Source organism: Dialister micraerophilus (assembly GCF_947090205.1).
Lineage (GTDB): Bacteria > Bacillota > Negativicutes > Veillonellales > Dialisteraceae > Dialister > Dialister micraerophilus.
Genome location: NZ_CAMUNF010000001.1, coordinates 285,512 through 309,813, shown reverse-complemented (window position 1 = coordinate 309,813; position 24,302 = coordinate 285,512). Strand labels below are relative to the sequence as shown.

Below are 24,302 nucleotides of genomic sequence, written 5' to 3'. Positions count from 1 at the left end.
CGAAAATACATAAATATAATACAATAATAAAGTGTTCCGGGGCATAGCGCAGTTGGTAGCGCACCTGCTTTGGGAGCAGGGGGTCGCCAGTTCGAGTCCGGCTGCCCCGACCAACAATATGGCTCAGTAGCTCAGTTGGATAGAGCAACCGCCTTCTAAGCGGTGGGTCGGGGGTTCGAATCCCTCCTGGGTCACCAGAAAAGGACAGCCGTAAACGGCGACAAAACAGAATCTTCTACAAGATTCTGTTTTTTAATTGAAGAATATTTATAATATAAAGAGGAAGATTAATGAATACTTATATTTCCGATAAAGGAATAAAAATTTTAAAAGAATTGAAAAATAAAACCTTTATCAGAATTATTGCAGATGATTGGAGAGATTATAATAGAAGTTACGGAAATATCAAAATAGATTTTGAGGATTGTTCCGTAGAAATAGAAAATGATTCATACTTCGGTGTAAATGAAGAATTGGCTGGATATGACGTTATATGTTTAAAAAACGGAAATTTTGAATCGTCCGTTATGTCGGATAATTTGTATGTAAAAAAATAATAAGAAAATTACAGGAATCAGTATTATTAGAGATACCGTTATGATTGATTATTCAAGTAATTTAAAAAAGAAAAGTATTTAATAGATTAAGCCGTTATTTTTAAGTTTGATTATATGAAATGGATTATTTCTCAAACCTCAATATTTACTCTTATGTCAAAAATGTTAATTTCAAAAATTATTCTATTTCCGAAAATAAAAAATTTATGTTGGGAAGCAGCGTTTTTTGCTGTATGTGAAATGTTGAGCGTGTGAAATATTTTATTTTCCGTTTGACAAATGATATTTTTGTGCTATATTGAAAATGTAAATATAATATTTTTGAAATAAAATCTATAAAAGAGAAAGAGTGCCTAGGGTTCCGGAAGTTTTGCTTTGCTGGTCCGAGCGGCACGAGTACTTGAATGCAAGTATGACACCAAGGGGATAAAAGCCCGGAAGGTAGGTTTCACTTTGAAGCTTACTTCCGGGTTTTATTTTTTTCACAAAATCAGGAGTCGGAAGCAGGCAAGGTTGATTTATTTTTACTTTTATGGAGGTATTTCTGTGAAAAAAATTTATGTCGGCAAGACAAAAGATATTTACAAAAATTCTGCCGGTAATTACGTTTTGAAGTTTAAAGATGATGTTACCGGAGCAAACGGTGTTTTCGATCCCGGTGCGAATGCTGTCGGTTTGTCTATTGACGGTGTCGGACATGAGGGTCTTCAAATTACAAAATATTTCTTTGAAATTTTAAAGAAAAGGGGTGTAGCTACTCATTATATCGATTGTGATTTGAATGAAAATACTATGACTGTAAAACCTGCACAGGTTTTCGGTGACGGTCTTGAATTTATTTGCAGATTCAAGGCGACAGGAAGTTTTTTCAGAAGGTATGGAAAGTATATAAAAGAAAATGCGGATTTGGATACTTATGTGGGAGTAACTTTGAAGGATGATGAAAGATGCGATCCGCTTGTTACCGAAGATGCATTGGTTGAATTGAATATTTTAACGAGAGAAGAATACGAAGAAGCGGTAACTCTCACAAAAGAGGTCTCTACTATTGTGCGTGATGTTTTGAATGATAGGGGACTTACTCTTTTTGATATCAAATTGGAGTTCGGCAGAATTGACGGCCGAATTGTTTTGATAGATGAAATTTCCGGTGGAAATATGAGAGTTTACAAGGGCAATAAATTTATTGCTCCGACTGATTTGTATTCTTTTTTGCATGATTGATTTTATGAAAATTTCAAGGGGTGTGAGTTTATGAAAGTTGCATTGATTGCAGGAAGTATTTCTGATAGGGAGATTGTAAAAAAAGCGTGTGATGTTTTAAAGAAGTTCGGTGTCGATTATGAGGCGAGAGTTATTTCGGCACACAGATCTTTGGATTTTGCGATTGATTTTGTGGAAGGTATGGAAGAGAACGATATCGAGTTGATTATCGCTTTTGCCGGTAAGGCTGCACATTTGGCAGGTGTGCTTGCAGGCATGTCGACTGCTCCGGTTATCGGTGTTCCGGTGAAGAGTTCAACGCTTGACGGTCTTGATGCTCTTTTGTCTACCGTTCAAATGCCTAAGGGCGTTCCCGTAGCTACCGTTGCGATTAACGGTGCGGAGAATGCGGCAATTTTGGCAGTTCAAATTCTTTCGCTCAAGTATGACGAGTTGAAAGTGAAACTCAAGGATTACAAATCGGAAATGAAGGCGCAAGTTGAAGAGATGAATAAGGAACTTGATTTATAAACAGGGGGAATTTATGGCACTTACTTATGAATCTGCAGGTGTAAATAAAAATGAGGGATATAACGAAGTAAATTTAATAAAGAAATTTATAAAGAAAACTTATACCGACGGTGTTCTTTCGGATTTGGGAGGTTTTTCGGGACTTTTCGAGTTGAATAAGGATAGGTTCGAGTGTCCCGTTTTGGTTTCGGGGACTGACGGTGTAGGTACGAAGGTGAAGCTTGCACAGATGCTTGATGTTCACAATACAATCGGTATTGATTGTGTGGCGATGTGTGTGAATGATATTTTGTGTCAGGGTGCAAAACCGTTATTCTTTTTGGATTATATTGCTTGCGGCAAACTTGTTTCCGAAAAAATGGCAAGTATTGTAGAGGGTGTTGCAGAGGGTTGTGTACGTGCCGGTGCTGCTTTGATCGGCGGTGAAACTGCAGAAATGCCCGGAATTTACAAATTGAATGATTATGATCTTGCAGGTTTTTGTGTGGGTGTTGTCGACAAAAAGAAAATTATCGACGGTAAAAAAACTGTAAAGAAGGGAAATGCAATTCTCGCTCTTCCTTCTTCAGGTTTGCACAGTAACGGATTTTCGTTGGTGAGAAAAATAATTTTTGAGCATAAGAAGTTTTCTCTTGATATGAAACTCGACAGCGGAAAAACTTTGGGTGAGGAGCTTTTGACACCTACAAATATTTATGCAAAACAGATTGGAAGATTGCTTGAAAAGTTCAACGTGAACGGAATTTGTCATATAACCGGCGGCGGTTTGTATGAAAATGTTCCTCGTGCACTTTCGGAAAATACGGATGCACGTATTTATAAAGACGCAGTTCCCAAAAAAGAAATTTTCTCTCTTATTCAGGAGTGGGGCGGAATAGAAACCGATGAAATGTACGGAACTTTCAATATGGGATTCGGTATGTTGATATTTGTAGAAAAAGAAGATGTTGAAGGTATAAAGAAATTATTTGAAAAATCCGGTGATGAAATTTACGAAGTCGGAGAAGTTATAGAGGGAAGTTCAAAAGTTGTTTTATGCTAAGTGGAGGCAGCGTGGATAAAAGAATTTTTGTAAAAAAGAGGAAAGGCTACGATAAAGCGACTGTCGAGCTTGAAAAAAATCTGAACTTCGAGTTCGGTCTGAATTTGAAAAATACGGAAAGTTATATAATTTACGATATTTACAATATTGATGAAGAAACGTATGAAAAAGCGAAGAAGTCCGTTTTTTCCGAAGTCATGATTGATGAAGTTTTCGAAGATTTAATTCTTGAGGACGGTAAGTATTTTGCTTACGAAACATTGCCGGCACAGTATGACCAAAGAGCGGACAGCAGTATGCAATGTATTTCTTTGTTGGATGAAGATGCCGAAGTGAAAGTAAGATGCGGAAATATAATTGTTTTTGACAGAAGACTTGATGAAAGCGAATTGAAGAAAGTTGAAAAGTATTTAATCAATCCCATCGAGTCGAGAGTCAAGGATATGAATGCTTTGAGTTTTTCGGTTGATTCAGAAATGAAACCTTTGAAAGATTTAACCGGTTTTGTAAATTTTTCAAAAGAAGAATTACTTGATTTGAAGAATGAATTGTCTCTTGCAATGGGTTTTGAGGATTTATTTTTCATACAGGAACATTTCAAAAGCATAAAAAGAGATCCTACGGAAACCGAAATTTACGTTTTGGATTGTTATTGGAGCGATCATTGCAGACATACAACGTTTGAAACGGTACTTGATGATGTGAAGATAGAGTCGAATTTATTTCAAAAAGAAATGCAGTCGGCTTTCGATGTATATCTTGATGTGAGAAAAAAACTCAATATAAAGAAACCTGTTACATTGATGGATATGGCAAGTTGTTTCGGGAAGTATCACAAAAATATTTTGCATGATGAAAATATAGAGGTAAGTGAAGAGGTAAATGCTTGTTCATTTTTTACGGATATAGTAAATAACGGGAAAAGTGAAAAGTGGCTTATTCAGTTTAAGAACGAAACGCATAATCATCCTACCGAAATCGAACCTTTCGGCGGTGCAAGTACTTGTGTGGGTGGTGCAATTCGTGATCCTCTTTCCGGACGAAGTTATGTTTATCAGGCGATGAGAATTACCGGTAGCGGAAATGTTTTGCAAAAGCGTGAAGATACTTTGGCGCATAAATTACCTCAGGCGGATATTTCAAAGAAAGCTGCGGCAGGTTATTCTTCCTACGGTAATCAAATCGGACTTGCAACGACATATGTAAAAGAATTGTATGACGATTCTTATGTTGCAAAACATATGGAAGTCGGTGCGGTAGTCGGTGCGGTAAAAGTCGGAGATTACAAAAGACAGTCACCGGAAAACGGAGATATCGTTTTACTTATCGGAGGACGTACGGGACGTGACGGAATTCAAGGTGCAAGCGGATCCAGTTTAAGTCATACAAATGATTCTTTGGATACGATGTCAAGTCAGGTACAAAAAGGTAATGCAATCGAAGAAAGAAAAATTCAGAGATTATTCAGAAAACCCGAAGTAACGAAATTAATAAAAAAATGCAACGACTTCGGTGCGGGCGGAGTTTGTGTGGCGATAGGCGAACTTTCGGACGGTGTGGAAATTCATTTGGATAAAATTCTTGTGAAATATGAAGGTTTGAATCCTACCGAACTTGCTACAAGCGAATCTCAGGAACGTATGGCGGTGGTGATTTCACCCGCTGATTACGATACTTTCATAAAAGAGTGTAAAAAAGAAAATATAGAATATTCACATGTAGCAACTATAACCGACAGAAAACGTCTTGAAATGTATTATTTCAATCAAAAAGTTGTAGATATGAGTGCGGAGTTTTTGGAAACTGCCGGAGTACGTCAACACTCGAGTGCGATTTTGAAAGACAACGAAGGTAAAAATCCTTTTGAAAGTGTGGAAGTTACAAAAGACAATATTTTGAAAGAATTGAAATCTTTAAACGTAACTTGTCAGAAGGGAATTGCACAAAGATTTGACGCATCAATCGGTGCGATGACGGTATTGATGCCGTTTTCCGGTAAAAATCAACTTACACCGGTTCAAGCGAGCGTTCAAGCGCTTCCGACAATACACAGTACAAGCGATACGGCAACAATTCTTACCTACGGATTTATACCGAAGATTTCTCATTACTCACCGTTTTTGTCATCGATTTATGCAGTTCTTGAATCCGTTGCAAAAGTTTATGCGGTGGGCGGAAACAGAAAAGATTTGTATTTCTCATTTCAGGAATATTTCGAAAAACTCGGCAAAGATTTTACAAAGTGGGGTAAAGTTGCACAGAGTCTACTCGGAGCGATTTACGCACAAAAAGAAATTGAAGCACCTTCCATCGGCGGAAAAGACAGCATGTCGGGTACCTTTAACGATATGAATGTCGTTGAAACTTTGATTTCATTTGCATGTACGACAGTCAAAATCGAAGATGTAATAACTCCTGAATTAAAGCGTAAAGGAAATAATTTGTACTATGTACCGGTAGTTAAAGATCATAAAAATTATCCCGATATAAAAGAAACAATCAAAAATTATGAAAAAGTTGAAAAGTACATAAAAAGCAAAAATATCGTATCGGTATATGTACAAGAAGAAGGCAGCATAGTTGCATCTTTGGTGAAAATGGCGATAGGAAACGGTTTGGGATTTACGGTAGAAAAAGAAAATATTTCGGATTTTGTACCGGCATCCTTGATTGTCGAATCGGATATTGAACTTTCGTTTGAAAAAATAGGAAAAGTCGGAGATGAAATTACTGTAAACGGTATAAAATTTACAAAAGATGAAATTTTCAATGCATACACAAGCACGTTGGATGAATTGTATCCGTTGTATGAAAATGCTGACAAAGGAACATGTGAAAATATTTCCGTTAAATTTGAAAGTAAAAAATACTATCCCGAGTATGTTGAAAACGCAAGAGTTTTAATTCCGGTATTCCCGGGAACAAATTGCGAATACGATTGTGAAAAAGCATTTATTGATGCCGGTGCAACAACAAAGACACTCGTATTCAGAAATAAAACTTCAAAGGATATAGAAGAATCCATTGATGAATTAGCAAGAGAGATAGAATTGTCGCACATCATTATGTTCGCCGGAGGATTTTCAAGCGGTGATGAACCTGACGGAAGTGCGAAATTCATTGTGAATGTTTTGAAAAATAAAAAAATAAAAAAAGCCGTTTCAAATCATTTGGCACAAAAGAAACTTATTTTGGGTATATGTAACGGCTTTCAAGCATTAATCAAATCCGGTTTACTTCCGTACGGTGAAATACGAGAACTTGATGAAAACGATTTGACACTTTTCAGAAACGACAGTTTCCACCATATTTCAACCGCTGCGATAACACGAGTTGCAAGTACAAATTCACCATGGACACAAGATTTTGAAGGAGGTGAACTGCATGAAGTGCTGTTCAGTCACGGTGAAGGTAAACTTGTCGGAAAAAATATTGAAAAGTTTAAACACTTGGCTGCTTTCCAATATTCCGATTTCAACGGAAATGCAACTTACAACGGTAAATTCAATCCGAACAATTCATCGTATGCGATCGAAGGTATGATAAGTGAAAACGGACTTGTTCTCGGCAAAATGGGACATAGCGAACGATATGGTACAAATTTGTATAAAACAAAAACCATACAGAAAAAGCAAGATATATTTAAAAACGGAGTAAATTATTTTAAAAGGAGCTAAAAAATGAAATTATTATACGAAGGAAAAGCTAAACAGTTATATGAATGTGAAAACAACGAAGAAATTTATGTACATTACAAAAACAGCGCAACTGCATTCAACGGTGTGAAAAAGGAAGAATTCGACCGCAAGGGAATTTTGAACAATACAATTACATCATTTATTTTCAAATATTTAAGTGAACATGGAATTGAAACACATTTCATCAGAAAAGTAAATGAAACGGATCAGATTTGCAGACATGTAAAAATTATTCCGTTGGAAGTAATTACAAGAAATATAGTGGCCGGTTCCATGGCAAAAAGATACGGTTTGGAAGAAGGAAGAAAACTCAAAAAGCCGATATTCGAATTGAGCTATAAGAATGACGATTTGAACGATCCCTTGATTAATGACGATCACGTAGTAGCATTGGAAATTGCAACGGAAGATGAACTTGCATATATCAAGGAACAGACAAAGAAGATAAATAAATTGTTACAAGAAATGTTCTTGAAAGCTAATTTGATTTTGGTTGATTTCAAAATAGAATTCGGACGTACATCTGACGGAAAGATTATTCTTGCAGATGAAATTTCTCCGGATACTTGCAGACTTTGGGATGTACACACGATGGCGAAGTTGGACAAGGACAGATTCCGTAGAGATTTAGGTTCCGTAATGGAAGCATATGACGAAGTTTTAAGGAGATTGACAAGTGCGTGGAATTAATGAAGAATGCGGAGTTTTCGGAATTTTCAATCATGAAAATGCTGCAAATCTCACGTATTTCGGGCTGCACAGCTTGCAGCACAGAGGACAGGAAGGCGCAGGAATTATTTCAACCGACGGAGTGAAACTTTATCAGCACAGAGATTTGGGACTTGTGTCGGAAGTTTTCAAAAACAAAGAATCACTTGGAGAATTGAAAGGTAAGAGTGCAATCGGACATGTGAGATACGCAACCGCCGGTGACAACAGTGTAAGAAATGTACAACCGTTTTTATTCGATTTTCATGATATGAGTGTGGGAATTTGTCACAACGGCAATTTGATAAATGCGACAACACTTCGAAAAGAACTTGAGAAAAAAGGTGCGATATTTCATTCCTCGTCCGATACTGAAGTTTTGATACATTTAATAAGAAGAAGTGAAAAAGAAACTTTCAAAGAGCAGTTGAAAGAAAGTTTCAGAAAACTTGAAGGCGGATTTACATACTTGGTACTTTTGAAAGATGCACTTTACGGTGCTGTAGATCCAAATGCATTAAGACCTCTTGTTGTGGGAAAAACAAAAAACGGTGCTTATATAGTAGCAAGTGAAACTTGTGCAATAGATACAATCGGAGCGGATTTCGTATGCAATATAGGTGCCGGAGAACTTGTAATCATAACAAAAGACGGAATGAAAATTGAGCAATATACAAAACCTTCGAGAACTTCCATTTCTGCGATGGAATACGTATATTTCGCAAGACCCGATTCCGATATTGCAAATATAAACGTTCATACTGCAAGAAAAAGAAGCGGTAAAATACTTGCAAAAGAATGTCCGACACCCGATGCGGATATCGTGGTAGGTGTACCGAATTCTTCACTGTCCGCTGCCAGCGGATATGCTGAAGAAAGCGGACTTCCCTATGAAATGGGACTTATAAAAAATCAATACATTGCCAGAACATTTATACAACCGACACAATAACTTCGTGAACAAGGCGTAAAAATGAAATTGTCGGCAGTAAAAGGTGTAGTAAAAGGTAAAAAGGTTGTAATGGTTGACGACTCGATAGTAAGAGGCACTACCTGCAACCGTATAGTAAGACTTTTAAAAGACGCAGGAGCGGTTGAAGTACACGTGCGAATAGCATCACCGCCATTTATATTTCCAAGTTTCTACGGTATAGACACATCACGAACCGAAGAACTTATCGCCGCAAATAAAACGGTAGAAGAAATAAGAGAATACATAGGTGCGGACTCGCTCGGATACCTCAGTGCCGAAGGACTTGTTGAAGCTATCGGAACTGATTTTGAAGGACCTTACAACGGATTGTGTATGGATTCGTTCTGTGCGGACTATTCTGCAGGACTTGGAGATTATAAAGAAGATTTCATAAGCTCGCTTACAAATATACAGAAAGAATTTTTGGAGAAAAATAAGGAACAAAAATGAAAAATATAGCCGTATTTATATCCGGAGGCGGAACAAATCTGCAAGCAATTATAAATGCAACGGAAAATAAAGAAATAAATGCAAAAATAAAACTTGTATTTTCAAACAAAAAAAACGCTTACGGGCTTGAAAGAGCAAAAAAAGCAAATATCGAAACTTTGTATTTAAACAGAAAAAATTTTTCCAAAAGTGAAGAATACGATGAAGAAATTTTGAAAGTTTTAAAAGAAAAAGATATAGATTTGATAGTTCTTGCCGGATACTTGGGTATATTGACATCAAAAATAATTTCAAACTACAGAGGAAGAATAATAAATATTCATCCGTCGTTGATACCGTCATTTTGCGGCAGCGGATTTTACGGAGAACATGTACATAAAGCGGTTATAAAAAAAGGTGTAAAAATTACCGGAGCAACAACACATTTTGTAGACGAAATTATAGATGGCGGCGCAATAATCATGCAAGATACGGTACCCGTACAAATGAATGACGATTATAAAAGCATTGCCGCAAAAGTACTTGAAGTCGAGCATAAAATACTTGTAAAAACAGTAAAAGCTTTTTGTGAAAGCAGAATAATTTTTAAGGAAAACGGAGCATTTATAACGGAGGAATGAAATGACGAAAAGAGCCTTGATAAGCGTTTTTGAAAAAGACGGAATAGTTGATTTTGCGAAAAAACTTACAGACTTGGGGTGGGAAATCATTTCCACCGGAGGAACATATAAGTTATTGAAACAAAACGGAGTAAATGTAATTGAAGTAGATGAAGTTACGGGATTTAAAGAAATTTTGGACGGAAGAGTTAAAACTTTACATCCGTTCATTCATGGTGGAATTTTGTACAAACGTGATGATGAAAATCATGTAAAAACAGTTAAAAATTCAGGTATTTCATCAATAGATATGGTTGTAAACAATCTTTACCCGTTTGAAAAAGTTTTGAACGGAGAAAACAACACACACGAAAATTTGATTGAAAACATAGACATCGGAGGTCCGTCAATGATCAGAGCTGCGGCAAAAAATTACAACGATGTTTTAGTAGTTGTTTCACCTTCAGATTACAAAGAAGTTTTAAAAAGACTTGAAAACAATACTGCCGATAAAGATTTCAGACTCGGATTATCAGCAAAAGCATTCAATTATACCGCTTACTATGACGCACTTATCTCAAGCTACTTCAATGACTTGCTCGGAATTGAATTTCCGGAAAAGCTTACCGTAACATATAATAAAAAATCTCATTTGAGATACGGTGAAAACCCTCACCAAAGAGCATCATATTACGAAAAAGTATATGTAAAAGAAAAAGAAAAAACATCATTCAGACAACTGCATGGAAAAGAATTGTCATACAATAATTTGAATGATATGTACTCTGCAATAAAAATAGTAAAAGAATTCAACGAACCTTGTGTTGCGGCAATCAAGCACAACAATCCCTGCGGACTTGCAGTAGGTAAAACAATAGACCAAGCATACGACAAAGCATATGCTTGCGATACCGAATCCATTTTCGGGGGAATAATTGCACTCAATGAAGAAGTTACTGAATACGTAGCTGAAAAAATACACAGTTTCTTTGTAGAAGTTGTAATTGCACCGAAATTTTCAAAAAAAGCACTTGAAATATTGGAAACAAAGAAAAATATAAGACTTGTTGAAATCGAAAATCTCAAAGATTTCTCTATTCCGTCACAAACATTCAAAGAAGTTTTGAACGGACTTGTTTATCAAGATTACGACAACAAACTTTTGACACACGAATTGGAATTTGTAACGAAAGCAAAACCCGATGAAGAAACATTGAAAAACCTGTTATTTGCATTCAAGACCTGTAAATGCGTGGCATCAAACGGTATAGTCGTAGTAAAAGACGGTGCGGCAATAGGAATAGGACAAGGCGAAGTAAGACGCTCATGGGCTGCAGAAGAAGCACTTGAAAGAGCAAAAGGTAAACTTGAAGGTGCAGTAGTTGCATCCGATGCATTTTTCTTTGAAGACACCGTTGAATTACTTAATGCAAACGGTATAAAAGCAGTTATTCAACCGGGCGGCTCAATAAAAGACCCGAAAGTAATCGAACTTTGTGACAAGTACGGTATTGCAATGGTATTTACAAAAACAAGACATTTCAGACATTAATTTTTACCGGAGGCGAAATGAGAGTATTAGTAATCGGAAACGGCGGACGAGAAGACGCAATTTGCAAAAAAATATCCGAAAGTAAAAAACTTACAAAATTATACTGTTCAGAAGGCAATGCAGGTACGTTGCGTTATGCGGAAAATGTAAAATTGAAAAGCAATGATGAAATTCTTGATTTTGCAGAAAAAAACAATATAAATCTTGTGATAGTAGGACCTGAAGTTCCCCTCTGCGAAGGTATAAAAGACAAATTTGACAATACAAATATAAAAGTTTTCGGAGCAGACAAAGAAAGTGCAAAACTTGAAGGAAGCAAAGATTTTGCAAAAGAATTTATGTTGAAATACAATATTCCCACTGCAAAATACGAAACGGTAACCTCGAAATCCGAAGGCGAAAAAGTCATAAAACACTTTACATATCCGCTCGTAATAAAAGCGGACGGACTTTGCGCAGGGAAAGGTGTAAAAATTTGTCAAAACGAACTTGAGGCAAAAGAATATTTAAAAGAACTTTTTGAAGAAAAAATTTTCGGTCAAGAAGGTACAACCGCAGTAATCGAAGAATTTCTCGAAGGTAAGGAAGCATCACTTCTTTGTTTTGTATCCGACGGAAATCTTATTCCGATGGAAAGCGCAAGAGATTACAAACGCATCTATGACGGAGACAAAGGTGAAAATACAGGCGGAGTAGGCTGTTACTCACCGAATGAACTTTTTAATGAAGATTTGAAAAAAAGTATAAAACCGGTATTGGAAAAAATTTCATACGGACTGAAACAGGAAAACCTCGCATACTCGGGAATACTTTTTATAGGATTTATGATAAAAAACAACGAACCGAAAATTCTCGAATTCAATGTACGATTCGGAGATCCTGAAACCGAAGTCGTACTTCCACGAATGGAAAGCGACCTTATAGATGTAATTGAAAAATCTATAGAAGGTACATTGAAAGCAGAAGATTTGATTTGGAAAAAAGAAAAATGCATGACGGTAATACTCACCTCAAAAGGCTATCCGCTGAAATATGAAAAGGGAAAAGAAATAAGCGGAATTGAAAATGTAGACGAAGACATTTACGTTTATCATAACAATACGGAATTTAAAAATAATAAAATTTTAAGTGCCGGAGGAAGAGTACTGTCCGTAACAGCACTCGGAAGTGATTTTGAAGAAATGAGAAAGCGAATTTACAAAAATATAGAAAAAATCAATTTCGAAAACAAAACCTTCAGAAAAGATATAGGAATAATAAAATAATAGAAGAAATCTTTTGTGTGAAAATGCACAAAAGATTTTTTTTACAACACCATAGTATTTTCGACAATATTGCCGGAGAAAGTTTTAACTTTATTAATTAATAAAGTTAGAATTGAAAAAACTTGAAAACACTTAATATTAAGCAAACAAGATACAAAAACAACAAAAGAAACACAAAATAGTATAAATTTAGGACATGCGCAATAATTAAATATTATGTTTTGGGACGTAAGTGTTTTGGATTGTTCAATCTGTACTTTTAAGCATAACAGTAAAAAAGAGATATTTATGACGGGTATTTAAGTAAAAAATGACTATCTGATATGAAAAGATATTCCGATTACACGTTTAAATTCTTAAAAGGATTTGTCCGAAAAAGAATTTGAATTTATAAAAAAACGGAATAGACGATTGAAGCTGAAGAAAAACATAAATTAGAATTCTTTGCAAATGTATCAAGTGTGTATCGCATTACATATACTCTTTCTTTTGTATGGATATAATGTAAAAATATATGGTTGGAATTTTGTGATTTCTGCGTTTTATGCTATATTATTTTCGTGTATTTTACGGTTAATATGCACTATATAAATTTTGTATAATTTTTGTTGCATATCATAATTTTTGGTGCTATAATACTAACTTGACTAAAGATATCGAAGTATGGAAGCGTACATTTACGGAGTTTGTAATTTACCGTATGTGTATGTTATTTTTCTTTTATTTTTATCGAGGATTGATTAGAAATATCGGGAGGTGGCATCATTGGCGATCAAGCAGACACAGTTCGCTCAGTGGATCAAAGAATTAAAAGCAAAGGAAACTGAGGAAGGAGTACTTTCTTACAATTATTTCATTGATTTTGCAAAAGAAAAATCTTTGAATGTAAAGCAACTTGATCAATTGAGTCAACTTCTACATGATCATAATATTGAATTGGTTCTCGATGATGAAAATCCGGAAGATGAAGATATTATTTTGGATGAAGATATCGATGAAAATCTTATAGAAGATTCCGATGATGATAAAGATTGGGAAAAACAGGAAAAAGATTGGACCAAAGTCGAAAATAATGATTATGCGGTAACTCAAGGGAATGTAAGCGATCCGGTAAGACTTTACTTGCGTGAATGCGGTGCGACACCGTTATTGTCCGCAGAAGAAGAAATGACGCTTGCAAAACAGATTGAAAAGGGAAAAATGCTCGATGCAACCGAAGAGGATAAGCTGAGAGCCGAAGATGCAAAAAAAGAAATGGCAAATGCGAATTTGCGTCTTGTAGTTTCCATTGCAAAAAAATATCCCGGAAGAGGTATGCCCTTTTTGGACTTGATTCAAGAAGGTAATATCGGGCTTTTAAAAGCTGTGGATAAGTTCGACTATAAAAAGGGATATAAGTTCAGTACATATGCTACATGGTGGATAAGACAGGCAATCACACGTTCAATTGCAGATCAGGCGAGAACAATTCGTGTACCGGTTCATATGGTTGAAACTATCAATAAAATGAATCGTATCGGAAGAAAATTTTTGCAAGAATTCGGTAGAGAAGCCAGCAATGAAGAACTTGCAAAAGAGATGGGTATTTCAGTGGAAAAAATACGTGAGGCGAAAAAGGCCGCACAGGATCCGATTTCACTTGAAACACCTATAGGTGAAAAAGAAGATTCACACTTGGGAGATTTCATAGAAGATCAAAAAACAAGTTCACCGGAAGAAGAGGCAGCCGCAACAATGAGAAGAGAGCAAATTTATAAATTGCTCAATGAACTTACCGAACGTGAAAAAGGTGTGTTGGCACTACGTTTCGGTATGGATGACGGAACTCCGCGTACATTGGAAGAAGTCGGCAAATACTTCGGTGTAACACGTGAACGTATACGTCAAATCGAAGGTAAGGCACTTAAAAAATTAAGAAAACTTGCAATTCCTATGGAAGGTTTATAAAAAAATTGCCATATCGGAATTAATATGATAAAATAACGTCGTCAGTCTGGACAGTCCGCTGCCATAAAACGATCGGCATGAATGTCCTGTGAGAAGGAGGAAAAGATCGTGAATATTATTGAAACATTGGAGAAAGAACAGCTCCGCAACGACATCCCTGAATTCCGTCCCGGAGATACCGTACGTGTACACACAAAGGTTATCGAAGGAAAGACCGAAAGAATTCAGGTATTTGAAGGCATTGTTATTGCAAGAAAGAATTCAGGAGTAAGAGAAAGCTTTAAAGTACGTCGTATTTCTTACGGTGTAGGTGTAGAAAGAACTTTCTTGGTACACTCTCCGCGTCTTGCAAAGATTGAAGTTAAGCGTTCAGGTGCAGTTCGCCGTGCGAAATTGTTCTACTTACGTGGATTGTCAGGTAAGGCGGCAAGAATTAAGGAAAGAAAATAAGAAAAGAAAGAAGGCCGTAAGGTCTTCTTTTTTTCTTTATGAATACAATTTGTGTTAATATATTAAGGAGAAGTATATGAAATTTAAAATGATACATCTCATACTTCCTGTTGCGGTTTTATCATGTATGGCCACAGCTCATGCAAACGACATACGCTCAGTAATTGCGGTAAATGATCGGACAATAGAAGTTCAAATGGAAGAACAACTTCCGAAAGAAGAGTTGGATATAAACAAATTACTTGAAGATAATTATAAATCACCATTTGAAATAGATCCGTCAGTTGAAATTATAGGAGTGCCGATTCTTGTAGAAAACAGTCAAAATGACAATGTTTACAGAATTTCGGTTTCATTGCTTTCCGAATACACACTCTACAGAATATCCTATGAAGGCAAGCGTAAACGTACATTTTTAACATACAATGAACAGCAAACGGAAGAACATTACAAAAAAAGATACGGCGAAACTTTTTAAAAAGGAGTGATAGCGTGCATATCGTATTGGTTGAACCGGAAATACCCGGAAACACAGGAAATATATCCCGACTGTGTGCTGCGGAACATTTGACATTACACTTGGTCGAACCGCTGGGTTTTTCTATAGACGATAAGCATTTGAAACGTGCCGGTTTGGATTATTGGAAGTTTTTGGATATTCATATTCACAAAAGCTTTGAATCGGTAAAACAAATGCTGAAAGGAAAACGCTTTTTTTACAATACAACAAAAGCAAAACACGTTTATACGGATATTTCATATAAAGAAGATGACGTGCTTGTATTCGGGAAAGAAACAAAAGGATTGCCTGAAGAATTATTATTCGAAAATCAAGATTCTTGCATACGCATACCGATGGTGGAAGAAGCAAGATCTCTCAATCTGTCCAATGCAGTTGCAATAGTGGCACTCGAAGCATTAAGACAAACCGGATTTCCCGAATTGAAAAAAGGTAATCAATATCTTGAAAAAATGAAAGGAACTATATCAAATGAATATGTATGATGAAGCTTACGCCCTTGCAAAAGCAATTAAAGAAAGTAATGAAATGAAACGTTTGAAAGCCGCATCCGAAAAAGTAGGAGCGGACGAAGACGCAAAGAAAATGGTAAAAGAATACATAAACTTGCAAATGCAAGCCGACTATGCAAAACTTGCAGGACAAAAAGAAGATGAATCAATTTATAAAAAATTGCAAGAAACGGCTATCATTGTAAGTAACAACGAACTTGCACAAGAATACTTGCAAGCGTTAATCAGTTGGAATCAAATAGCTGCGGATTTGCAAAAGATAGTGGCAGAAGCGATGTCGCAGGGTTTAGACATATTGGATTTGAAAAAATGACAAATTGGAATTCTTTTTTTGAAGGGATTTTAGATTCAAAGCAAATAAAAATAAATGAACCGATGAAAAGGCACACTACCTACGGTATAGGCGGAACGGCAGATGTATTTGTGACACCTTTTGAAATTGAAGAATTGCGTGAAATTTTGAAAAAAGCACACGAAAATTCAATAAAAGTAAGTATAATCGGCGGCGGTTCAAATACATTGGTGAGTGACAAAGGTATCAGAGGTATTACCATATGCATGGGACGCTTAAAACCTTCAATGGAATGTGAAGATACATTTATCATCGCAAAAGGCGGAGCGGGAACAGGCGGTGTTGCAAGATTTGCGCTTAAAAATTCCTTATCCGGATTTGAATGGGCAGTAGGAATACCGGGCACGCTTTGCGGTGCAGTATTTATGAACGCAAACGGATACGGCGGACAAATGAAAAAAGTAGTGCAAGAAGTATACGCAATAAGTCGTGACGGAAAAGAAATGAAAACATACGATTGGGATGATTTGAAATACGGAGATAGCGACAGCGTATTCATGCACAACGGAGATATTATAATAGGTGCAAAACTTCATTTGAAAAAAGGAAACAAAGAAGAAATTGATGCAAAAATGAAAGAATACCAAGCATCACGAAGAGAAAAACAACCTTTGGATAAAAGAAGTGCAGGCACAATGTACCTGCGTCCTCCGGGATACTATGTAGGACCGATGATAAAAGCAAGCGGACTTGCAGGATTTTCAATCGGAGATGCACAAGTATCCGAAAAACATCAAGGCTTCGTAGTAAACAACGGAAAAGCAACATGTCAAGATGTTGTCGACGTATTAAAACACGTAAGAAAAACGGTAAAAGAAAAATTTAAAATAAAAATAGGCATAGACGTCAGAGTAATAGGCGAAGATACGGAACAACTAAGATAAAATACAAAATAACATAAAAATAATTAATGAAGATATTCAAACGAGTATCTTCATTTTTTGCGTATGATAATAATTTTGTATTTATTTTTGAAGTATATAAAATTGTTTTGTAAAATATCTTTTTATTTATCAAAGGGTTGCGAAATTTATTTTCGTAAAATTTTATACAATAAAAGATAATATTAAATTATGCAGTAATCATTTTATTGTGTTTTGTAAATATTTTTTGAAAAAATATTTTTTTAAAATACTTGCATTTTGCAAAAATATTTTGTAATATATGTATGTAAGTTAGCACTCGATTTGGGTGAGTGCTAATAACATAAGGAGGAATAAATATGTTAAGACCTTTAGCAGATAGAGTTTTGGTTCAAGTTAAAGAAGAAGCTACAAAGACAAAGAGCGGTATTTTGTTACCGGATACAGCACAGAAGAAGTCACAACGTGGAGTTGTAATTGCAGTAGGTTCGGGAAAGCTTGCAGATGACGGCAAGCGTATTCCGCTTGAAGTTAAAGTCGGTGATGAAGTATTGTTCTCGAAGTATTCCGGCTCTGAAATCAAGCAGGACGGAAAAGATTACTTGTTGCTTGATGAACGTGATATTCTCGGAATTTTTTCAAAGTAATATAATTCAAACAAATAAGGTTAGGAGCGATATATATGGCAAAGAAAGTTCTTTATAATGAAGAAGCACGCGCAGCACTTTTGAAGGGTGTTGATCAGCTTGCAAATGCAGTAAGAATTACATTGGGACCTAAGGGCAGAAATGTAGTATTGGATAAGAAATTCGGTGCACCGAATATCGTTAATGACGGTGTTTCCATTGCACGTGAAATCGAATTGAAGGATCCTTTTGAAAATATGGGTGCTCAGTTGGTTAAGGAAGTTGCCACAAAGACAAATGATGTTGCAGGTGACGGTACAACCACAGCTACATTGCTTGCTCAGTCCATGATTCATGAAGGTATGAGAAACGTTGCGGCTGGTGCAAATCCGATGGTACTCAAGAAGGGTATTGAAAAAGCCGTAAAGGTACTTGTAGAAGAAATCAAGAAGAAATCAGTTCCGGTTGATACAAAGGAATCAATCGCACAGGTTGCATCAATTTCTTCCGCAGATGAAACAATCGGCGGCTTGATTGCAGATGCTATGGAAAAAGTCGGAAATGACGGTGTAATTACAGTAGAAGATTCCAAGACAATGGGTACAAATCTCAAGGTTGTGGAAGGTATGCAGTTCGATCGCGGTTATCTCTCACCGTACATGGTATCCGATACCGATAAGATGGAATGCATTATGGATAATCCTCTTATTTTGATTACAGATAAGAAGATTAATGTTCTTCAAGAAGTATTGCCGCTTTTGGAAAAGGTTGTACAGGCAGGCAAGGAACTTCTTATTATTGCCGATGATGTAGAAGGCGAAGCATTGGCTACTTTGGTAGTCAACAGATTGCGCGGTACATTCAAATGCGCAGCTGTAAAGGCTCCGGGATTCGGTGATCGTCGTAAGGCAATGCTTCAGGATATTGCAATTTTGACAGGTGCAACAGTTATCAGCGAAGACTTGGGACGTAAACTTGACAGTGCCACATTGGAAGATGTAGGACATGCACATCAGGTACGCATTACCAAGGACAACACCACAATTATCGGCGGTGAAGGTGATGCCGAAGCAATTAAGCAGAGAGTTGAACAGATTCGTGAACAGTTCAAGAACTCCACTTCTCAGTTCGACAAAGACAAGCTTCAGGAACGTCTTGCAAAACTCGCAGGCGGTGTAGCTGTAATTGAAGTAGGTGCGGCAACGGAAGTTGAAATGAAGGATAAGAGATTGCGCATCGAAGATGCTTTGAATGCAACACGTGCAGCTGTTGAAGAAGGTATTGTTTCAGGCGGCGGTACAACATTTATCGACATTCAGCATGTTTTGGACGATATTGAAGCTGAAGGCGATGTAAAGACAGGTGTAAACCTTGTTCGTCACGCTATAGAAGCTCCGGTACGTCAGATTGCCGACAATGCAGGAGTTGAAGGTGCTATCGTTGTAGAAAAATTGAAAGAAGCTAAAGACGGAACAGGTTACAATGCGGCTGAAGACAAGTATGAAGATATGATGAAAGCCGGAATTGTGGATCCTGCAAAGGTAACACGTTCAGCATTGCAAAATGCAGCATCAATTGCAGCACTCGTGCTTACAACCGAAGCGGTAGTAGGTGAAATACCGGAAGAAAAGCCGGCTGTGCCTGCAATGCCGGGAATGCCGGGCGGAATGATGTAATAGATTACATGAAATAAGTAAACAACTCGAAATAAATTTGAGATTATCTCAAAAATTTCGAGTTGTTTTTTTATTATAAATATACATGACTTTTTTCATATGTTAATATAAATCAAGAAAGACAGATAATTAATCCGACGGGAGAAAAATATGAATCAGGTTATAATAAGTAAACGTGCGGAATTGGCGGTAAGAGGAGGCCATCCGTGGATATATGGAACGGAAGTAAAAGAATTTGACGGCAATATAAAAAACGGTGACATAGTAAAAGTAAAAACCGTAAAAGATAAATTTTTGGGAAGTGCTTTTTACAATGCCGAATCGAAAATTACATTGAGAATGATTTCATTCAATGCAAATGACACTTTTGATGAAAATTTTTGGAAACGTAGATGTGAATATGCAGTAGATTACAGATTGCAAGTCATGAAAAAAGAAGATTATGATTGCATGCGAATTGTATTCGGTGAAGCGGATCAACTTCCGGGACTTACGGTGGACAGATTCGGGAGTGTACTTTCAGTTCAAATTTTATCGCTCGGAATTGAACTTAGAAAGAAAGTGATACTTGATAATTTAATTACAGCTTTAAGAGAAAAGAATTTACCCGTTACCGCAGTATATGAAAGAAATGATGTTTCTATACGCAGACTCGAAGGTATGGAAGAGTATAAAGGTTTTTACAAATCTGAATTGCTTGATGAAAAAGATGAAGTTACAAGTGTAAGAATTTGTGAAAACGGAATAAAATATGATGTAGATATAGAAAACGGACAAAAAACGGGATTTTTTTTGGATCAGAAGTTTAACAGAAAAGCTGCCGGAAATATAGCAAAAGGGAAAAACGTACTTGATTGTTTTACACATACAGGTGCATTTGCATTGAACGCTGCAAAGTCCGGAGCGAAAAGCGTTACGGCGATAGACATATCTCAACATGCAGTGGATATGGCAACTCATCATGCAGAAATAAACGAACTTGAAAATATGAAAGTTGTAAAAGCCGATGTATTTGATTATTTGACACAGCAGGATAAAAACCATGAGCATAAATATGATTATATAATTTTGGATCCGCCTGCATTTACAAAATCGGGAAGTACCGTACATTCGGCATTCAGAGGATATAAAGAAATAAATTATCGTGCAATGAAACTTTTGCCTAGAGGAGGATATCTCGCCACATGTTCATGCTCACATTTTATGAAAGAAGAACTTTTCATAAAAATGCTTAAAGAAGCTGCAAGAGATGCAAATGTAACTTTAAGACTTATCGAGAGCAGAATGCAATCACAAGATCATCCCATGATAATGACAATTCCTGAAACATTCTATTTAAAGTTTTATATATTTCAAATTATTTAGACTCCATGCGAGTCTTTTTTATTGATAAAATCATGCTATAATTAATAAAAACAATCGAAAAGCGGTGAAAATATGGAACTGTTCAATGAAACAACGTCAAGCATAAAACCTTTAAATACGGAAGTTATGAAATTTGTACGAACACGTTTCGATGACCTTTATACAGGAACGGGAAACTTGGGAAATCTTGAAGAAATCGTGGTAAAATTTGCAGGAATTTCAGGAAATGAATTTCCGGAAATATACGAATGTATACTGGTACAAATCGGAGAACGAGGAGATTTCAATTCGGAACTTTCGGAGCTTGAAAAGAAATCTGCGAAGCTTTTGAATGCACGTTTACTTAATTTCAAAAAGTCCGGAAAAAACAATTTCAATATAATTGAAACTGTTGAAGAAGGTATAAATTTTATAGATGAAAATATACATGAAAAAGGATGTGCGGTAATACCTTCAATTGCGATGAATTATGAAAATAAAATATCTGCGTTTTGCATTGCTGCCATGCTTTGTAAAAAAGAAAAAAGTGACATTTTCGATAATATAGAATATTTATTGCAAGATATATCGGGGTTGAGCATCGAGGATGTAAAGCAAGAATTGGAAGAGTCTACCGTAAATACGAATGAAATGTCGGATTTATTCAAAAAAACAGGTACATATGATATTTGGTTCACCTTAGGTATAATGCTCGGAACAATGAAAAAGCACGGTATTATAATATTGAGCGGATGGGTATCTTTACTTTGCGCATGTCTTGCGAAACAGTTGTCTGCGGATTTTTCAGAATATTTTCTTTCATCGCAAATATCTTCACTCAATATACATAATGAATTGTCGAAAAAACTTTCAGTCGAAGGAAATATAAATTGCGGTAAAAATGAAAACGATATATTTGCAGCAGTTTTACAAAAAAATATGCTTGAAACCGCAATAAAAATTTATATCGAATCAATAACCAAGGAAGAAGCAGGGGTAAAAGGATGATAAGTAAGGATATGGCATGGAAAGATATTTCACAAAAAATTTTAAATAAGGTGAAGATTGACTCGTTGCCTTTGCGAAAAGCGATAGTTATTGCCGGAGGAGATACTGCGGTAGACGGACAAAATGAAACGCACGGATTTGTGAGTTTTCATGAAATGCGTGCATTGGCGCAAGGCGTAGGAGCTGTAAGTGCCGTTGCAAGAAAAATTAATGCACCGATTTACCTTGTGGATACGGGATTGGAACAAGACACATCATCTTTGAGAGGAGTATTGATGAAAAAAATGCGTAACGGAACGCATTTGGGAACTCCTGCAATGAGTGTGGAAGAAGCAAAGTATGCAGTTTCATTGGGGATGTCCGTAGGAAAATCACTTGCTTTGCAAAAAGTTCAAGCAGTTGCACTCGGAAATGTCGGTGAAAGATGTATGCTTTCCGCATTGAGTGTGACGACAGCTGTTTTAAAAGACGATTTGCAAGGAAGTGTTTTTGATAAATCTTTAAAAATACAATTTGATAAATTGGAAAATTTCAAAGAAAATCCGGTTTCTGTATTGAGTAAAACAGGTTCTACGGAAATTGCGATGCTTTTCGGTTTGATTGTACAATCCGTTCGTGAAGGGATTTATGTAATTTTCGATAACGCCGTTACCGGTGCAGCCGCACTTGCGGCGGTGACGGTATATCCCGAAATTATCGACAATATAATTTCTTTTGCGGAGTATGATGAACCTCTTTACAAAATACAAGCAAAAAAACTTAATCAAAGAGGAATTTTAAAATATAATTTTACAAAAGCACAGGGATTGGGATCTGCACTCGGATTGGAGTTGCTTGAAAGCATAATTTCAGTGTAAATATAAGAAGAGGAGGTTTCATGAAAGCTTTATTCATAAAAGGATATTATAAAATTACTGCAGACATGCTTATCGGTGCGATGATAGACATGGGAGTTCCGTCTTTGTATTTGAAATCGGAATTGAAAGATGCCGGTCTTTCGGATTATTTTATAGAAATGGCAAATCCTAAAGCTAAAATCGGAGCACATTATTTTTTTATTCCGAATACAAGCGGAGAAACCGATTTCACTGAAGAGTCATGGACTTTGAAATGGGCAAAAATATGCAATAAAAAATATAAGGAACGCATTTCTTGCGGTATAAATGTAATTAAAACCGTTACACGAGCTTTTGATGAATTGAATATAAAAGACAAAAGTTTGGGCATGGCGGGAATAGACGGAAGTTCGCACGTAAAACTTTATTGTATATTATCTGCACTTGACTACTTGGGAGTGGAAAATGTATTTACTTGTCCGTTTTCAGTTGAAGACGGTAAGGATGAAAAAGGTAAAATTACAAAAAGTATATTGAAACGTGCCGTTACAACAACAAATTTATCATTATATGCGGAAAATATCACTCCTTTTGCCGCTGCAATATTGGAAAGTATATCTGTTGATTTTTTACCTATGGACGGACGTTTTTTGGTGGATAATACTGCATACGGAAGTGACAGTGTAGAAAAAACCGACGGGGAAAATACATTATCCATATACTTGGGATATTTCCATGACAGAGAAAGTTCAATTTTTAAAAGCAAATTGAAAGTGTTCGGAACGAAGAATATTTTTTCATAAATGAAAATGAAAAACAGTTGACATACACCGATCTTTGTGATAAAGTATTTTGCGTAGCATCTTCAGTTCGGAGGTTGGAAGTTAAATTTTAACTTGACAATATCTGATAAGATGTTATAATAATAACGTTGCTTACTGATGCGGAAGTAGCTCAGTGGTAGAGCACCACCTTGCCAAGGTGGGGGTCGCGGGTTCGAGTCCCGTTTTCCGCTCCAATGTAGTAACGAGTGTTCCTGAATAGCTCAGTTGGTAGAGCAATCGGCTGTTAACCGATCGGTCGTAGGTTCGAGTCCTACTTCAGGAGCCATAGGGGTATAGCCAAGCGGTAAGGCAACGGACTCTGACTCCGTTATGCGTAGGTTCAAATCCTGCTACCCCTGCCACACATGATCCATTAGCTCAGTCGGTAGAGCACTTGACTTTTAATCAAGGTGTCCCGCGTTCGAGTCGCGGATGGATCACCAAATGGCCCGTTCGTCAAGCGGTTAAGACACCGCCCTTTCACGGCGGAGTCGGGGGTTCGAATCCCCCACGGGTCACCATTAATTTGGGCGATTAGCTCAGCTGGGAGAGCGTCTGCCTTACAAGCAGAATGTCGGCAGTTCGATCCTGTCATCGCCCACCAATGGCCCGGTGGTGTAGCGGTCTAACATGTCGCCCTGTCACGGCGAAGATCGTCAGTTCAAATCTGATCCGGGTCGCCATTATGCCTCGGTAGCTCAGTTGGTAGAGCAAAGGACTGAAAATCCTTGTGTCCCCGGTTCGATTCCGGGCTGAGGCACCACTT

The 24,302-nt window shown here is 36.7% G+C and carries 23 protein-coding genes and 10 tRNA genes; all 33 read left to right on the top strand.

Annotation, left to right across the window (positions count from 1 at the left end; all coding sequences use genetic code 11):
- The first annotated feature begins 37 nt into the window (after positions 1-37).
- The 33 genes from P6922_RS01560 (at position 38) to P6922_RS01400 (ending at position 24,299) form a co-directional block, all read left to right on the top strand.
- Positions 38-113: transfer RNA gene (locus P6922_RS01560), tRNA-Pro, on the top strand.
- A gap of 7 nt (positions 114-120) precedes the next feature.
- Positions 121-197, top strand: a tRNA-Arg gene (locus P6922_RS01555).
- A gap of 93 nt (positions 198-290) precedes the next feature.
- A complete protein-coding gene (locus P6922_RS01550) occupies positions 291-557 on the top strand; it encodes a hypothetical protein (RefSeq protein WP_276873702.1) in 267 nt (88 codons plus the stop codon).
- 546 nt (positions 558-1,103) lie between these two features.
- Positions 1,104-1,781 carry a phosphoribosylaminoimidazolesuccinocarboxamide synthase gene (locus tag P6922_RS01545; protein WP_276873700.1) on the top strand — a complete coding sequence of 226 codons (678 nt, stop codon included), beginning with the start codon at positions 1,104-1,106 and terminating at the stop codon, positions 1,779-1,781.
- Between the two features lie 30 nt (positions 1,782-1,811).
- A complete protein-coding gene (gene purE / locus P6922_RS01540; RefSeq protein ID WP_276873698.1) occupies positions 1,812-2,291 on the top strand; it encodes a 5-(carboxyamino)imidazole ribonucleotide mutase in 480 nt (159 codons plus the stop codon).
- A 13-nt stretch (positions 2,292-2,304) separates the two neighbouring features.
- Positions 2,305-3,333 (top strand): phosphoribosylformylglycinamidine cyclo-ligase, encoded by a 1,029-nt coding sequence (gene purM / locus P6922_RS01535; protein ID WP_276873696.1) that lies wholly within the window; start codon positions 2,305-2,307, stop codon positions 3,331-3,333.
- Positions 3,334-3,344: 11 nt separating this feature from the next.
- Complete coding sequence (locus P6922_RS01530; RefSeq protein ID WP_276873694.1) at positions 3,345-7,010, top strand: phosphoribosylformylglycinamidine synthase; 3,666 nt, start codon at positions 3,345-3,347, stop codon at positions 7,008-7,010.
- Positions 7,011-7,013: 3 nt separating this feature from the next.
- Positions 7,014-7,721 (top strand): phosphoribosylaminoimidazolesuccinocarboxamide synthase, encoded by a 708-nt coding sequence (gene purC, locus P6922_RS01525; protein WP_276873691.1) that lies wholly within the window; start codon positions 7,014-7,016, stop codon positions 7,719-7,721.
- The gene (locus P6922_RS01520) at positions 7,708-8,691 is read left to right on the top strand and encodes an amidophosphoribosyltransferase (protein ID WP_276873688.1); all 984 of its coding nucleotides are present in this window, start codon (positions 7,708-7,710) and stop codon (positions 8,689-8,691) included. Before purC ends, P6922_RS01520 begins: the two co-directional genes overlap by 14 nt.
- A gap of 21 nt (positions 8,692-8,712) precedes the next feature.
- Positions 8,713-9,162: an amidophosphoribosyltransferase gene (locus tag P6922_RS01515; RefSeq protein ID WP_276873686.1), complete on the top strand. Its 450-nt coding sequence runs from the start codon at positions 8,713-8,715 to the stop codon at positions 9,160-9,162.
- Positions 9,159-9,782, top strand: coding sequence for a phosphoribosylglycinamide formyltransferase (gene purN, locus P6922_RS01510; protein WP_276873683.1), 624 nt, complete (start codon positions 9,159-9,161; stop codon positions 9,780-9,782). The genes P6922_RS01515 and purN overlap by 4 nt, the downstream gene beginning before the upstream one ends.
- A 1-nt stretch (position 9,783) precedes the next feature.
- Positions 9,784-11,313, top strand: a complete 1,530-nt coding sequence (gene purH / locus P6922_RS01505) for a bifunctional phosphoribosylaminoimidazolecarboxamide formyltransferase/IMP cyclohydrolase (protein WP_276873681.1) — start codon at positions 9,784-9,786, stop codon at positions 11,311-11,313.
- 17 nt (positions 11,314-11,330) lie between these two features.
- On the top strand, positions 11,331-12,578 hold the full coding sequence (gene purD, locus P6922_RS01500; protein WP_276873679.1) for a phosphoribosylamine--glycine ligase: 1,248 nt from the start codon (positions 11,331-11,333) through the stop codon (positions 12,576-12,578).
- 765 nt (positions 12,579-13,343) lie between these two features.
- The gene (rpoD, locus tag P6922_RS01495; protein ID WP_007554992.1) at positions 13,344-14,525 is read left to right on the top strand and encodes an RNA polymerase sigma factor RpoD; all 1,182 of its coding nucleotides are present in this window, start codon (positions 13,344-13,346) and stop codon (positions 14,523-14,525) included.
- A gap of 108 nt (positions 14,526-14,633) precedes the next feature.
- The gene (gene rplS, locus P6922_RS01490) at positions 14,634-14,975 is read left to right on the top strand and encodes a 50S ribosomal protein L19 (RefSeq protein WP_007555004.1); all 342 of its coding nucleotides are present in this window, start codon (positions 14,634-14,636) and stop codon (positions 14,973-14,975) included.
- Positions 14,976-15,051: 76 nt separating this feature from the next.
- Entirely contained in the window at positions 15,052-15,453 is a 402-nt protein-coding gene (locus tag P6922_RS01485) for a hypothetical protein (RefSeq protein WP_276873675.1), read from the top strand.
- Positions 15,454-15,467: 14 nt separating this feature from the next.
- Positions 15,468-15,980, top strand: a complete 513-nt coding sequence (locus P6922_RS01480) for a tRNA (cytidine(34)-2'-O)-methyltransferase (protein WP_276873674.1) — start codon at positions 15,468-15,470, stop codon at positions 15,978-15,980.
- Positions 15,967-16,320, top strand: coding sequence for a YlbF/YmcA family competence regulator (locus tag P6922_RS01475; RefSeq protein ID WP_276873673.1), 354 nt, complete (start codon positions 15,967-15,969; stop codon positions 16,318-16,320). Before P6922_RS01480 ends, P6922_RS01475 begins: the two co-directional genes overlap by 14 nt.
- Positions 16,317-17,243: a UDP-N-acetylmuramate dehydrogenase gene (gene murB / locus P6922_RS01470; RefSeq protein WP_276873672.1), complete on the top strand. Its 927-nt coding sequence runs from the start codon at positions 16,317-16,319 to the stop codon at positions 17,241-17,243. The genes P6922_RS01475 and murB overlap by 4 nt, the downstream gene beginning before the upstream one ends.
- Before the next feature lie 338 nt (positions 17,244-17,581).
- Positions 17,582-17,869 carry a co-chaperone GroES gene (groES, locus tag P6922_RS01465; protein ID WP_007554986.1) on the top strand — a complete coding sequence of 96 codons (288 nt, stop codon included), beginning with the start codon at positions 17,582-17,584 and terminating at the stop codon, positions 17,867-17,869.
- Positions 17,870-17,904: 35 nt separating this feature from the next.
- Complete coding sequence (gene groL, locus P6922_RS01460) at positions 17,905-19,524, top strand: chaperonin GroEL (RefSeq protein WP_007555020.1); 1,620 nt, start codon at positions 17,905-17,907, stop codon at positions 19,522-19,524.
- 150 nt (positions 19,525-19,674) lie between these two features.
- The gene (locus P6922_RS01455; RefSeq protein WP_276873671.1) at positions 19,675-20,889 is read left to right on the top strand and encodes a class I SAM-dependent rRNA methyltransferase; all 1,215 of its coding nucleotides are present in this window, start codon (positions 19,675-19,677) and stop codon (positions 20,887-20,889) included.
- 72 nt (positions 20,890-20,961) lie between these two features.
- Positions 20,962-21,876 (top strand): nicotinate-nucleotide--dimethylbenzimidazole phosphoribosyltransferase, encoded by a 915-nt coding sequence (locus P6922_RS01450; RefSeq protein WP_276873668.1) that lies wholly within the window; start codon positions 20,962-20,964, stop codon positions 21,874-21,876.
- Positions 21,873-22,733 carry a nicotinate-nucleotide--dimethylbenzimidazole phosphoribosyltransferase gene (locus tag P6922_RS01445; protein WP_007555017.1) on the top strand — a complete coding sequence of 287 codons (861 nt, stop codon included), beginning with the start codon at positions 21,873-21,875 and terminating at the stop codon, positions 22,731-22,733. Before P6922_RS01450 ends, P6922_RS01445 begins: the two co-directional genes overlap by 4 nt.
- 20 nt (positions 22,734-22,753) lie before the next feature.
- A complete protein-coding gene (gene larC / locus P6922_RS01440) occupies positions 22,754-23,515 on the top strand; it encodes a nickel insertion protein (protein WP_007555008.1) in 762 nt (253 codons plus the stop codon).
- 140 nt (positions 23,516-23,655) lie between these two features.
- Positions 23,656-23,730, top strand: a tRNA-Gly gene (locus P6922_RS01435).
- Positions 23,731-23,746: 16 nt separating this feature from the next.
- Positions 23,747-23,822 (top strand) — tRNA-Asn (locus tag P6922_RS01430).
- Position 23,823: 1 nt separating this feature from the next.
- A tRNA-Gln gene (locus P6922_RS01425) sits at positions 23,824-23,898 on the top strand.
- 5 nt (positions 23,899-23,903) lie between these two features.
- Positions 23,904-23,979: transfer RNA gene (locus P6922_RS01420), tRNA-Lys, on the top strand.
- Between the two features lie 3 nt (positions 23,980-23,982).
- Positions 23,983-24,057 (top strand) — tRNA-Glu (locus tag P6922_RS01415).
- 7 nt (positions 24,058-24,064) lie between these two features.
- Positions 24,065-24,140: transfer RNA gene (locus P6922_RS01410), tRNA-Val, on the top strand.
- A 2-nt stretch (positions 24,141-24,142) separates the two neighbouring features.
- Positions 24,143-24,219 (top strand) — tRNA-Asp (locus tag P6922_RS01405).
- Positions 24,220-24,223: 4 nt separating this feature from the next.
- Positions 24,224-24,299 (top strand) — tRNA-Phe (locus P6922_RS01400).
- Positions 24,300-24,302 lie beyond the last annotated feature (3 nt).